Genomic DNA, 13160 nt, shown 5'->3' with positions numbered 1-13160 from the left:
TATTCTTTTTCTCTGATCCAAGTTTTTCCCATGACGGTTATGACGGGCCGTAAGGCCGCAATTCTCGCGCACTCGGAAAAGTACGCTGCGACCCGCGAAGACTGGCGCAGGCGTTCGGCGTTCTTTCATCGTGAAGATGAAATCTATCTTCGCTTCCTGATTCCGAAGGGCGTGCGCGTGCTGGAAATCGGCTGCGGGACGGGCGACACGCTGGCGTCGCTGTCGCCGTCGCACGGCGTTGGAATTGATTTCAGTCCGGGCATGATCGAGCAGGCGCGCAGGCTGCATCCCGATCTCACCTTTCACGTTGGCGATGCGGAGGATGCGGCGACGATGGCGGCGCTCGGCGGCCCGTTTGACGTCATTCTGGTGCAAGACACCATCGGGTCGCTGGACGATTGCCAGAAGTTTCTCGAACAGTTGCATCCGCTCTGCACGCGGGAGACGCGCGTTGTCATCGGGCATTTCTCGCATCTGTGGCACCCGATCCTGAGGTTTGCCGAAATCATCGGTCAGCGAATGCCATATCCCTGGCAGAACGTGCTTGCGCCGGATGACGTTGCCGCGCTGGCCGATCTGGCCGATTTCGATCCCGTCAAGGCGGAGCGGCGCATGCTGATGCCAGTGTCGCTTTTTGGGATCGGGCGGCTGGTGAATCGTTTCATCAGCGTGCTGCCGGGAATTCGGCTGCTCTCCCTTCGTCATTATGTGGTTTGCCGGTCGCTGCGCGTGACGGGCGACGACCTTAAATCGGTGACGGTGGTGATCCCGGCCCGTAACGAGCGCGGCAATATCGAGCCTGCCGTGCAGCGCCTGCCGCAATTCTGCGACGATATCGAGATCATCTTTATCGAGGGTCACAGCAAGGACGGAACCTTCGAGGAGATCGAGCGGGTCAAGGCCGCCTATCCCGATAAAGACATCAAGGCGATGCGCCAGCCCGGCAAGGGCAAGGCCGATGCCGTCTTCACCGCCTACGACGTTGCGCGCGGCGATGTTCTGATGATCCTCGACGCGGATCTCACCATGCCGCCGGAGCAGCTTCCGAAGTTCTGGGACGCGATCAAGTCGGGCAAGGGCGAGTTCGTGAATGGTTCGCGTCTGGTTTATCCACTTGAGGAAGACGCTATGCGCTTCCTCAACCTGATCGCCAACAAGATTTTCTCATATCTGTTCTCGTGGCTGCTCAACGAGCGTTATACCGACACGCTGTGTGGCACCAAGGTGATGCGCAGGAGCGATTATTATCGGCTGCGCGAGGGCAAGGCGTATTTCGGCGATTTCGATCCGTTCGGCGATTTCGATCTGATCTTCGGAGCCTCGAAGCTGAACCTCAAGGCAATCGATCTGCCGATCCGCTACGCAGCGCGTGCGTATGGCGAGACGCAAATCTCGCGGTTTAGGCACGGCGTCATGTTGCTGAAGATGGTTGTCTTCGCCTTCTTCAAGATCAAGGCGATCTAACCCGCGCGCGCGATAACATTGATGCTTGCACCGTCGCCAACAAGTCGGCGAAGCTCCTCCGGCGCAAGGGGCAGCAACCGTTCGCTCCGCTCGTGATAAAATCGATAGCTATGCGGCGCGAAGCAGGCCAGCAGCTCTTCCAGCGATGAGCCGCGCTCGTCGAGCACATAGGGTGAGAGTTCCATCAGGAAAACCGGCCGGCTGTCGCGCAGCAATCCGGTCGCGCCGCGCAGGACTTCGGTTTCAAATCCATCGACATCGAGCTTGATGAGTTGCACGGCCGGGTTGCCCATTTCAGCGAGGACGCCGTCGATACTAAGGGCGCGCGCTTTGTTTGTCGGCATAGCTTGCCCCCGATGTTTGGCGTGCAGATCGTCCTGCTCCGTCAAGGGCCAGCTCGAATAGATTGAGTCCGGCACGCTCACGTCATCCTGTCCCGCAAGGAAGCAGTGAAATGTCGTGATGCGCGCAGCGAGATCGGGATTGAGATCGAGATTGCGGCGCAATTTGCGGTACGCGTAGTCGGTCGGCTCGAACGACAGGACGCGTCCGGATGACCCCACGAGTTGCGCGAGCGGAAGGGAATGCGCGCCGATATTGGCGCCGACGTCGAGTACCGTCGATCCTGGCTTGACCCATTTGCGCAGCGCATTCTGCGTGCCCCGCTCGAACATGTTTCCGAGATAAATCGCAAGATCGATCCCTTGCGACAGATCGAGATCGTACGTCACGCCGTTTCGTGTCGCGAGGCATCGATCCGAACGTCCAATGAGCGCGCGCGCAATGTGAATGTTTCGATAGGCGATGCGCGCCAGTGCGAGCTTGTGGACGGTCTTCATTCGGGTTCTCTTAAGAGCGCGCGCTGACGGTAGCGCGCGCCCGCTCTCTTAGCCGGTTTAATCCGCAAGCAAAATAGCCTTCGCTCTCATCTTCCAGAAAACATCGCATGTCACGGTCTGCTGAAACACCGCAATTCATCCCGGCGAAAACCGGAGCCATGTCCGACGCGCTTGTGCGCCTGACGCCGTTTGGCTGGTGGGGCGGTCTCGCCGTTATTTTGCTTCTGCTCGCTGCCTCGTTTCTGCTCGCGGGCTATTTCATCGCCTACTGGCGCAATGCAGATATGGATTTCATGGTCGTCTACAGCGCCCTGTCGCTGAACGACGGCCGGTATGTGTTCTTTCCGCATCCGGCGTATCTGACGATTATCTCAGTCAGCCGATGGTTTCAGTTCCTGCACCAGATTGGCCTGCTTGATGCGCCGTCGCTGTCGGCAATTCCGTCCGCGTCGAACGTCCCCGCATTCGATGCGGCCATGACGGCGGCCATTCGCGCGGGCAGGGTGCTCGCATTCTTCACGGCAACGACCTTTGTCCTCGCTTTCGCGGGTCTTGCGCGGCTTCTCGTTCGCGATTGGCGGGTCGCGCTGCTCGCAACCTTCGCTTTCGCGTTTTCAGGCGGTGTTGCGGTTCACATGCGCATCCTGCGCAGCGAGATGATTGCGGGCTGTTTCTTCGTGTTTGCCCTGATGATCCTGATCGCCGTCGCGCGCCGGGGAACGGGATGGCGGCCGCTGGCGGTCGGCTTTGCGGCAATGCTCTGCGTGCTGGCTCTGGAGAACAAGATTCATGCAATCCTGCTGATTGCGGCCTTGCCGGTCTTGATCCTGCCGTTCGGATCGGCGTCCGGCGCGAGCGCCGTTTTCTGGAACGATACGACCCGCGCCGGGCTCGCTGTTCTGGTCGCGGCATTGGCCGCGGCGCTGATGGTCTATCTGTCGGGGCCCCTGATCGCGCTGGGGATTAATCCGGCTCGGACCGACATGGCGTCGCTCAAGCCGCTGCTTTTCGGCAGGTTCGGCGTCTATCAGGCTGCGCTGCTTAGTTGGATTTTCATATGCATGCTTGCGTTCGCTAAAGTCTGGCGTGTCCGGCTTACGGAAACCCTGGCGGCGATGTTTGCGGTCGTTGCGGGGGCGGCGTTGGGTCTTCTGGCATTGTTCATCGACTTCGATGCCAGCAATGTCGTGATCGTTCTCAATCCGCTGGAAGAGATGCTGACCTTCGCCGATCCGCAGGCGATCTCGGCGGCGGGAGCGAGTGGACCGTTCGCGGCTGTCGGGTTGCTGCTGTCCGGCGTGATGAGCGTGCTGCAACGCTACACGTTCTTTTTGTTTACGTCACCGCGGCCCGCGGTTTTCCTGACATGGCTCATCTTGCCGGGGATTGTCTATGCGTGGCGACAGGGTGAACGGCAGGCCGCGCTGCAGGCGGCCATGCTCATGGTGTCGGCGATCGGTATCGACGCGCTCGGCATTCGCCGTGGACTGAAGGCCGAGTATTTCATTCTGACCGATCCGCTGATCATCATCGCCGGTATGGTTCTGCTGGATCGAATGAGCGATGTCAGATTTCAAAGATGGGCTTATGCCATCGGCGCAACCCTGATCGTGCTTCATGTCGGCATCAGTCAGGCCGAACCCGTCAAGTCGATGACCAAACGCGCCGGTCCGGAAGGTATCTGCGAGTGGAACCAGCACTATCTGCCACGGCTTCCGCTGCCGTGGTGCGCCATGCCGCCGAAGCTGTCCTAGTCGCCGGCTACAACTCTTCCTTCGGCTCGATATCTTCAGGCGCAGCAGCCTTCTCTGCGCTCAGAACCCAGACGAGGCCACCGATAGCTCCTACCAGGAACGACGAAGCGCCGAACAGAAGCGAAACCACGGTGCCATCGGTCTGTGCGAGGCCGGCGTAACCGAATGCCACCATCATTGTTGCTTCGCGCACGCCCCAGCCGGCAATTGAAATGGGCAGCATGGTGATCAGCATGATCGGCGGTATCAGCATGAACAACTGTTCGAACGCCGCCGGAGCCGCGATCGAGCGAACCGCGCACCAGGCGATCACCACAGCCATCACATGAATGAGCAGGGACAGGACCGCGACTTTCGGTCCGCTGTTGCGGTTGAAGATCACCTGGTTGGCGATAACCGAGCAGGCATGGATATGCCGTAGCGGCCAGAATGTTTTCAGCCATGGCCACGGCAGCCTGCCCAGAACAAGAAAGCCGAGGCCCGCTGAAATCGCGCCGATATCGACCAGCAGCAGGGCCAGACGGCCCCGCGCGTTGGCGATCAGGTCGTAGCTCCAGGGCAGGCTTGCGACGACGATGAGCGCGAGCGCGATCAGGCCAATGGCGCGGTCGACGAGGACAGAATATGTGGCTGCGCGCCAGCCCGCACCGGTCTGTCGCACCAGCCAAAGCCGCATGGCGTCGCCGCCGATGGTGGATGGCAGCGTCTGATTGAAGAACGCGCCGATCATATTGTAACGGAATGCCTGTCCGGTTCCGAGCGGGGCGGTGCATCGCGTGCTGATTTCCCGCCAGCGCAGTGCGCCAAGGAAAATCTGAAACATGGTCGCCAGCACGGCAAGCAGAAACCATCCAACGCTGATCTGACTCAGGCGGGACTGGATCGCCGCGAAATTGATGCCGCGGAATGCAAAATAGAGCAGGGCCGCCGACACCAGTATTCGAGCGGCAAGAAGGAGAAATCCGCGCATTCCGGACCGCGATGGTTAACGTTGCTGAATCTGAGAAGGGCCTGAATAACAGGGCCCATTTTCAAGGTCTTGGTATGGGTTTAGGGCTGTTCTGGCAATAGGTAAGCTCCGCCTATTGCGGCAGCCACCGCACGGCGGCTAAAGAGGGCGGCCGGCGTAGGCCAGATCCGCCGGGGTTGGGGACGGAATTCGTGACACACGGGCGTAAAATCGCGGTCATCGGGCTTGGTTATGTCGGACTGCCGGTCGCTGCTGCATTTGCGCGCGCCGGGGTTCCGGTCACAGGTTTCGACATCGATCAGAGACGCATCGCCGAACTGCGCGCGTTTCACGATCGCACACATGAAGTTGAAGCCGCCGATCTGCGTCATACGTCGCTTTCGTTCACTCACGAGGTGAAGGAACTGGCGTCGTCGGATTTCTTTATCGTCACCGTTCCGACGCCGATCGATGAAGCGCGGCAGCCTGACCTCGGCGCCATGTTCGCTGCCTCGCGCACCGTCGGAGCAGCGCTCAAAAAAGGTGACATCGTCGTCTATGAATCGACAGTTTATCCCGGGGCGGTAGAAGACGACTGCGTGCCGCTTCTGGAGCAGGCGTCCGGGTTGAAGGCTGGATCTGATTTCAAGGTCGGTTACTCGCCGGAACGCATCAATCCCGGCGACAAACAGCACCGGTTTGAGACGATCACCAAGGTGGTGTCGGCGCAAGATGCTCCGACGCTCGACATCGTGGCCAGTGTTTATGGATCGGTCGTGACTGCCGGCATTCACCGGGCACCGTCCATAAAGGTCGCTGAAGCAGCGAAGGTGATCGAGAACACGCAGCGCGATCTGAACATAGCGTTCATGAACGAACTGTCGCTGATTTTCCAGGCGTTGAGTATCGATACCGGCGACGTGCTTGCTGCGGCGCGGACCAAGTGGAATTTCATGCCGTTTCAGCCGGGGCTTGTTGGCGGGCACTGCATCGGGGTCGATCCATACTATCTGACATATCGCGCTGAGCGGGCCGGCTACCATCCAGAAGTCATTCTTGCCGGGCGCCGCATCAATGATGGCATGGGCCAGCGCGTCGCGCGCGAATGTATCCGGGGATTGCTGCGCCGGAAGAGCAATGGCGGCGTAGTCACCATTCTCGGCCTGACGTTCAAGGAAGACGTGCCCGACACGCGCAACTCACGCGTGATCGATATTATTCGCGAACTGGAATCCTTCGGGCTCACGGTGCAGGTCAGCGATCCGATGGCGGACTCTGAAGACGCCATGCACGAATACGGCGTGAAGCTGGTCGATGTCGATGCGCTGCAGCCCGCTGATGCGATCATCATGGCTGTTGCTCACAAGACGTACATCGATGCAGGCTGGCCGCTGATCCAGAAACTTCTGATCGGCGGGCGTGGTCTTGTTCTGGACGTAAAGATGAGGCTCGATCGCGACAGCTTGCCTGACGGCATTGAGTTGTGGCGTCTTTGATCGCCGGATGGTGAAAAGAATGTCGGATGAGACAATACTTGTTACGGGAGCTGCGGGCTTTATCGGCTTCCACGTCACGCAGAAACTCTTGCAAGCCGGCCGCCGTGTCATCGGATTGGATAACATCAACAGCTATTATGATCCGAAGCTGAAGGAAGCGCGCCTTGACGTGCTGAAGAACGATCCCTCGTTCAGTTTCGTCAAGCTGGACCTTGCCGACAGGGTCGGCGTGGCGGAATTATTCAGCGCGAAACGTTTTCCGGTGGTCATTCATCTCGCGGCGCAGGCAGGTGTGCGCTACTCGCTCGAGAATCCACATGCCTATGTGGATGCAAATCTTCAGGGTTTCGCGAACATACTCGAGGGTTGCCGTCATAACGAATGCCGGCATTTGCTGTACGCATCCTCGTCGTCGGTCTATGGCGCCAATACCAAGCTGCCATTCTCCGTGCACGACAGTGTCGATCATCCGGTCAGTCTCTATGCGGCCTCGAAGAAGGCCAACGAGCTGATGGCGCACGCCTACAGTCATCTCTATCGTATTCCGTCGACCGGCTTGCGCTTCTTTACGGTATACGGGCCGTGGGGCCGGCCGGATATGGCGATATATCTATTCGCCAAGGCCATTCTTGAAGGTCAGCCGATCAAGCTGTTCAATCACGGCGATATGCGCCGTGACTTCACCTACGTCGACGATGTGACGGAAGCGATCGTGCGGCTGATCGATCATGCGCCGGTCGGGCAGGCCAGGGCACCGGACGCAACCCCTGATCCTGGAACGAGCGCGGCTCCCTGGCGGGTGTTCAACGTCGGCAACAACCATCCCGAGGAACTCTCAAAAGTCGTCGAGATTCTCGAGAAAGAGTTCGGGCGCAAGGCAGCAAAGGAAATGCTGCCGATGCAGCCCGGAGATGTGCCGGCCACATATGCGGACGTCGACGATTTGATGCGCGAGGTCGGCTTCCGTCCTTCAACAACGATTGAAGATGGTATTGCGCGGTTCGCGGCGTGGTATCGCGAGTATCATCAGCTCTCCTGAGATCATTTCGAGGACGCATGAGCGAGCGCATTATTCCATTGATCATGTGCGGCGGGGCAGGCACCCGCCTGTGGCCTGCCTCACGCGAGGGGCGTCCAAAGCAGTTTCTGCGGTTGTTCGGCTCGCATTCGACGTTTCAGGACACGATGCTTCGCGTCAGCGATCAAGGCTTGTTTGTGCGTCCTATCGTCATCACCAATGCGGCCTATCGCTTCATGGTGCTGGAGCAGTTGAACGAGATCGATCTCGAAGCCGACATCCTTCTCGAGCCGGCCCGGCGCGATTCCGGTCCGGCGATTGCTACGGGTGCGGCGTTTGCGCTGACCCGCGACCCAGATGCGGTTGTACTGGCGCTGGCTGCCGATCACGTCGTGCGTCACCCGGCGGCTTTCGTTGAGGCCTGCCGAAAAGCGTTGAGCGTCGCCAATGCCGGCCGCATCGTCACGTTCGGCGTTTTGCCGGAGCGGCCTGCGACTGAGTACGGCTACATCCGGCCCGGTGATGTTGTATCCGGGGATGTGCGAAAGGTTGCGAAGTTCGTCGAGAAACCTGATCCCGCGACCGCCGCTGGATACGTTGCCGACGGTTACCTGTGGAACTGCGGCAACTTCATGTTTCGCGCGCAAATGCTGCTTGATGAGTATCGCAGCGTCGATGCTGACAGCGTGGGCACGCTGGTCGAAGCTGTGGGCAGTGCCGGCCGTGATCTCGGCTTTGTGACGCTGCCGCTGGAATCGTTCGGCAAGGCCACTCCGATTTCCATCGATTACGCTGTGATGGAGAAAACCACGCAAGCCGCCGTGATCCCCGTATCCTGTGGATGGTCCGACGTCGGCTCCTGGCATGCGGTATGGGAGTTGTCCGACAAGGACGAACACGGCAATGTATCGCAGGGTCTCACCGTGTTCGAGGACTCGCGCAACTGCAACGTCTCAACCGACAAGGCGCTGGTCGCGCTGGAAGGCGTCGATGATCTTGTCGTGGTGGCGACGCAGGACGCTATTCTTGTTTCCCGCCAGAGCGATCCGAACGGATTGAAGCGGTTGGTCGGGAAACTGAGGACCGTCGCTCCGCAGGTGACCGAAGATCACATCAAGGTTCACCGGCCATGGGGATCGTATCAGTCGCTTGATATTGGCGAGCGCCATCAGGTGAAGCGAATTATCGTGAAGGCTGGCGGCAGGCTTTCGCTGCAGAAGCATCATCACCGATCCGAACACTGGATCGTGGTGCGGGGAACTGCGCTGGTTACGGTGAACGATCTGCAAAAGATGGTTCACGAAAATGAGTCCATCTACATTCCGATCGGTGCGGTCCATCGCATGGAAAACCCCGGCAAGATTCCGCTGGAACTGATCGAGGTCCAGACGGGCAGCTATCTGGGTGAGGACGACATCATCCGCATCGAGGATGACTACCGGCGGTCATGACGCGGAATCATCCGCGGAAAGTCTAGAAAGATTCCAGTTTTCAATGGGTTATACCGGTGTCCGATGTAATTCTTTGAATCAAAACGTGTAGGGGATCGAGGCTGCGGCGTTCGCCACATATGTGACGGCATGCTAGGAAAGTCGGCATGTGACTGGCGAGCGACTCGCCCGAAATTCAGAGATTTCAGGGATTTCAAAAGATGAGTTCGACGGTGTCGACAAAAAGTACTGCGAGCAACGATCGGCCGCTGCGCGTTGGCGTCGTGGGCGCGGGGGTGATGGGGACCAATCACGCCCGCGTGCTGGCCGGTTTGCCTGGTGTCGAACTGGTCGGTATTGTTGATCCGCTTCCTGCGCACCGCACGCGAGCGGTGGAGATTGTCGGCTGTCCGACCTTCGCGACTCTGGAAGAGATGCTCGAGGCAGGTCCCGATGCGGTGACCATCGCCGCGCCGACACACCTTCACCGCGACGTCGCGCTTGCCTGCATCGCGCGAAAGATTCACGTTCTCGTCGAAAAGCCGATTGCGTCTTCGGTCGAGGAGGGCAACGAGATTGTCAACGCTGCGCGCAACGCGGGTGTGACGCTCATGGTTGGCCATGTCGAGCGCTTCAATCCGGCCGTCGCCGCCATCAAGCAGGCGATCAAGGATGAAGAAATCCTCTCGATCGCCATCACCCGCGTCGGTCCGTTTCCGCCGCGCATGTCGAATGTCGGCGTGGTGATCGATCTCGCCGTTCACGATATCGATCTGATCCGCTGGTTCACCGAATCCGACATTGTCGATGTGCAGCCGCAGCTTGCGAGCGCCGTGGCTGAGCGCGAGGACATCGCGCTGCTCCAGTTCCGTACCGCTTCCGGTGTGCTCGCGCATATCAACACCAACTGGCTGACGCCGTTCAAGGCCCGCAGCGTCACTGTGGCGACGCGTGGCAAGTATGTTCAGGGCGACCTGCTGACGCGGCAGGTGACCGAATGTTTCGGTTTCCAGCGCGACGGCAGTTATTCGATGCGGCATCTTTCGGTCGGTCATGACGAGCCGCTGCGTGCCGAACTGGTTGCGTTCCTCGACGCGGTGCGGACCGGCAACGCGCCTGCCGTGACTGGCGACGAAGGCGTCGCGAGCCTCGAAATCGCGATCAAGTGTCTCGACGTCCCGGCCGGCTCCATCGCCGCGCCGCTGCGCAAGGGACCGCGCGCCGTCGCAGGTTGACGGCAAACCCTGTTCTTCGAAATGGATCCGGCACGCATCATGAACCAGCATTTGCGATCAGAACCCGTGGCTTTCATCGATATCGGCGCCCAGCGCCGACGCTTGGGTACGAAGATCGATGACGCCGTCGCGCGCGTGCTGACGCACTGCCAGTTCATCAATGGTCCCGAGGTCACCCAGCTTGAGGCCGATCTGGCTGCCTACTGCGGCGCCAAGCACGTCGTCGCATGCGCGAGCGGCACCGACGCCTTGCTGATGGTGCTGATGGCGCAGGGTGTAGGCCCCGGCGACGCTGTGATCTGCCCATCGTTCACGTTCTGCGCCACGGGTGAAGTGGTCGCGCTGGCTGGCGCGACGCCGGTGTTCGTTGACGTCGATGAAACGACGTTCAACATCAACATCGCATCGCTCAAGGCCGGTATCGCTACTGCGAAGAAGCTCGGCCTCAAGCCGAAAGCAATCGTTCCGGTCGATCTGTTCGGTCAGAGCGCGGACCACGACGCCATCGCCGAGGTCGCCAAGAGCGAGGGGCTGTTTGTGCTGGACGACGCCGCGCAGTCGTTCGGTGCAACGTACAAGGGCCGCCGGCTCGGCACGTTCGGCCTTGCGACGGCGACCAGCTTCTTTCCCGCCAAGCCGCTCGGCTGCTTTGGAGACGGCGGCGCGATTTTCACCGACGATGCCGCGCTCGCGGAACGGCTGCGCAGCATTCGTGTCCACGGGCAGGGCACCGAGAAGTATGACAACGTTCGCCTCGGCCTGACGGCGCGGCTGGACACCATGCAGGCCGCGATCCTGATCGAGAAACTGAAGATTTTCGACGACGAGATCGAGGCGCGCAACAAAGTCGCGAGCCGCTATTTCGACGCGCTGCACAACATCGTGACGCCGCCGCGCGTGGCCGACGGCAACACGTCGGTCTGGGCGCAGTACACCATCCGGCTGCCACGCGGGGGCCGTGATGCCTTCGCCGAGGGTCTCAAGGCGCAGGGAGTTCCGACCGCGATCTACTATCCGAAGTCCATGCACCAGCAGACAGCCTATAAGCACTATCCGACCGCTGAAGGCGGGCTGCCGGTCAGCGAGAAGCTGTCGGAGGATGTCATCAGCCTGCCGATGCATGCCTATCTCGACCAGGCGGCTCAGGACCGCGTCATCAAGGCTGTGCGCGAAGCTCTTTCCTGATTTCGGACTCAAGATTGCAAAAATGCCGTCATGCCCGGGCATAGCCGTTCGTAGAACGGCGTCGCTTCCGCTCGCCGATGTCCCGGGCATCCACGTCTTGGCGGCAACCTAAAAAGACGTGGATGGCCGGAATAAATCCGGCCATGACGGCGCAGGTCGAAGCCTCGCTGGTTCGCGATCTGGGCAGTATGCGGTAGGACTATCCGATGCTCGGACGAATCTTCACCGTCGGCGGCTATACCCTTCTCTCGCGGGTCACCGGATTCGCGCGCGACATCATGCTCGCGGCGATCCTCGGCGCGGGGCCGATTGCGGACGCGTTCTTCGTCGCGCTGCGGCTCCCCAATCATTTCCGTGCGATTTTCGCAGAGGGTGCATTCTCCGCCGCGTTCGTCCCGGCTTACACGCATCTCCATAATCGCGATGCACTGGCTGCGCGATTGTTCGCCGATCGCATCTTCACGCTGCTGCTGAGTGCGCAGGCCGCGCTGCTGGTGGTCGCATGGCTGTTCATGCCGCAGGTTATTGCGCTGCTCGCGCCGGGATTTGCCAGCGATCCCGCACGTGCGGAGCTGGCAATATCCCTGACGCGCATCACGTTTCCCTACCTTCTGCTCATCACGCTGGTGACGCTCTACGGCGGCATGCTCAATGCGATGCATCGCTTCGCGAGCCCGGCCGCAGCGCCGATATTCCTCAACCTGTCGATGATGCTGACGCTGGCGCTTGCGGCATTTTTCCCGAACGCGGGATATGCTGCAGCATGGGGCGTGCTGCTGGCTGGCTTTCTGGAGTTCTTTCTGGTCGCGGGCGATGCTGGCCGCAGCGGCATTCTTCCAAAATTCACGTCGTTCAAGCTCGACGCAGATGTGCGTGGCTTCTTTCGCGCGCTGGGTCCCGCGACACTGGGCTCGATGGGAACGCAGGTCGCGCTGTTTGCGGATACCATCATCGCAACATTCCTGGCCGCTGGCGCGCTCTCGGCGCTCTACTACGCCGACCGGCTCAACCAGTTGCCGATCGGTGTGATCGGCATTGCCATTGGCACAGTGCTCCTGCCGGAGATGTCGCGGCGGATTACGGCCGGAGACCATGAAGGCGCGCTCGCTTCGCAGCGGCGCGCATTCGATTTCACCCTGCTGTTCTCGATTCCGTTCGTCGCGGCGTTCCTTGTGGTGCCTGACGTCATCATGCGCGCGATGTTCGCGCGCGGGGCATTCTCCAAGGCGGATGCTGCGGCGGCTGGCGCCACGCTTGCAGCCTACGCAGTCGGGCTTATTCCGTTCGTCTTGATCCGAAGCGCCGTTGCGACGTTCTATGCCCGCAAGGACACCGCCACGCCGGTCAAGGCCGCGCTCACAGGCGTTGCGGTCAATGTCGCTCTGAAAATCGCGCTGGTGGGATCGCTAGCGCAGATCGGGCTGGCGCTGGCCACTGCGGTTGGCGCGTGGGTGAATCTGCTGCTCGTTGTTCTTTTCGCGACGCGCCGCAAGTATTTTGCGTTCGACCGCGCGTTCCTCATTTCGCTGGTGAAATTCTCCGCAGCAGGCGTGGTGCTCGCTGCGGCACTCTGGCTCACGTCGCGCTGGGAGGTGTCCGCGCTGGCCAGCATGACCTCTTTACGCGATGAAACCGCTCTCGGAATTTTGATCGTGGTTGCGGCCGCCGTTTACGGAAGCTGCATACTGCTACTGTTCGGAAAGCGATGGCTGGCAACGCTGATTCGCCGGTAAGCCATTTGCGCTTCCAGCCATTCCGCTGCATGATGGACCTTAGAAGCGTTCCAGATT

10 protein-coding genes are annotated in these 13160 nt (G+C 60.3%); 8 read left to right on the top strand and 2 right to left on the bottom strand.

Annotated features, from left to right (window positions below; genetic code table 11):
* Window positions 1–30: 30 nt before the first annotated feature.
* The gene (locus BN32_RS10505; RefSeq protein ID WP_019198146.1) at window positions 31–1464 is read left to right on the top strand and encodes a glycosyltransferase; all 1434 of its coding nucleotides are present in this window, start codon (window positions 31–33) and stop codon (window positions 1462–1464) included.
* Here BN32_RS10505 and BN32_RS10500 read toward each other — a convergent pair.
* Window positions 1461–2303: an FkbM family methyltransferase gene (locus BN32_RS10500; RefSeq protein WP_019198145.1), complete on the bottom strand. Its 843-nt coding sequence runs from the start codon at window positions 2301–2303 to the stop codon at window positions 1461–1463. The genes BN32_RS10505 and BN32_RS10500 overlap by 4 nt on opposite strands.
* A gap of 107 nt (window positions 2304–2410) precedes the next feature.
* On the opposite strand from BN32_RS10500, the gene BN32_RS10495 reads away from it, so the two are divergent.
* A complete protein-coding gene (locus BN32_RS10495; RefSeq protein WP_040425630.1) occupies window positions 2411–4057 on the top strand; it encodes a hypothetical protein in 1647 nt (548 codons plus the stop codon).
* A gap of 7 nt (window positions 4058–4064) precedes the next feature.
* Here the strand turns inward: BN32_RS10495 and BN32_RS10490 are convergent, their stop codons facing one another.
* A complete protein-coding gene (locus BN32_RS10490; RefSeq protein WP_019198143.1) occupies window positions 4065–5027 on the bottom strand; it encodes a lysylphosphatidylglycerol synthase transmembrane domain-containing protein in 963 nt (320 codons plus the stop codon).
* Window positions 5028–5218: 191 nt separating this feature from the next.
* Here BN32_RS10490 and BN32_RS10485 point away from each other — a divergent pair, with 191 nt between their 5' ends.
* From BN32_RS10485 to murJ, 6 genes are all read left to right on the top strand, one after another.
* Entirely contained in the window at window positions 5219–6502 is a 1284-nt protein-coding gene (locus tag BN32_RS10485) for a nucleotide sugar dehydrogenase (protein ID WP_040426254.1), read from the top strand.
* A gap of 19 nt (window positions 6503–6521) precedes the next feature.
* The gene (locus BN32_RS10480; protein WP_040426252.1) at window positions 6522–7541 is read left to right on the top strand and encodes an NAD-dependent epimerase; all 1020 of its coding nucleotides are present in this window, start codon (window positions 6522–6524) and stop codon (window positions 7539–7541) included.
* A gap of 17 nt (window positions 7542–7558) precedes the next feature.
* Window positions 7559–8971, top strand: a complete 1413-nt coding sequence (locus BN32_RS10475) for a mannose-1-phosphate guanylyltransferase/mannose-6-phosphate isomerase (protein ID WP_019198140.1) — start codon at window positions 7559–7561, stop codon at window positions 8969–8971.
* A gap of 200 nt (window positions 8972–9171) precedes the next feature.
* On the top strand, window positions 9172–10185 hold the full coding sequence (locus BN32_RS10470) for a Gfo/Idh/MocA family protein (RefSeq protein ID WP_019198139.1): 1014 nt from the start codon (window positions 9172–9174) through the stop codon (window positions 10183–10185).
* A 39-nt stretch (window positions 10186–10224) separates the two neighbouring features.
* Window positions 10225–11370, top strand: coding sequence for a DegT/DnrJ/EryC1/StrS family aminotransferase (locus BN32_RS10465; protein WP_040426250.1), 1146 nt, complete (start codon window positions 10225–10227; stop codon window positions 11368–11370).
* A 206-nt stretch (window positions 11371–11576) separates the two neighbouring features.
* Window positions 11577–13103, top strand: coding sequence for a murein biosynthesis integral membrane protein MurJ (gene murJ, locus BN32_RS10460; RefSeq protein WP_019198137.1), 1527 nt, complete (start codon window positions 11577–11579; stop codon window positions 13101–13103).
* Window positions 13104–13160: the final 57 nt, after the last annotated feature.

The sequence above is a fragment of the Afipia birgiae 34632 genome, assembly GCF_000308295.2.
Classification (GTDB): Bacteria; Pseudomonadota; Alphaproteobacteria; order Rhizobiales; family Xanthobacteraceae; genus Afipia; species Afipia birgiae.
Note: the sequence above shows the minus strand (reverse complement) of the source record. Positions and strands in the feature narration are given on the sequence as shown.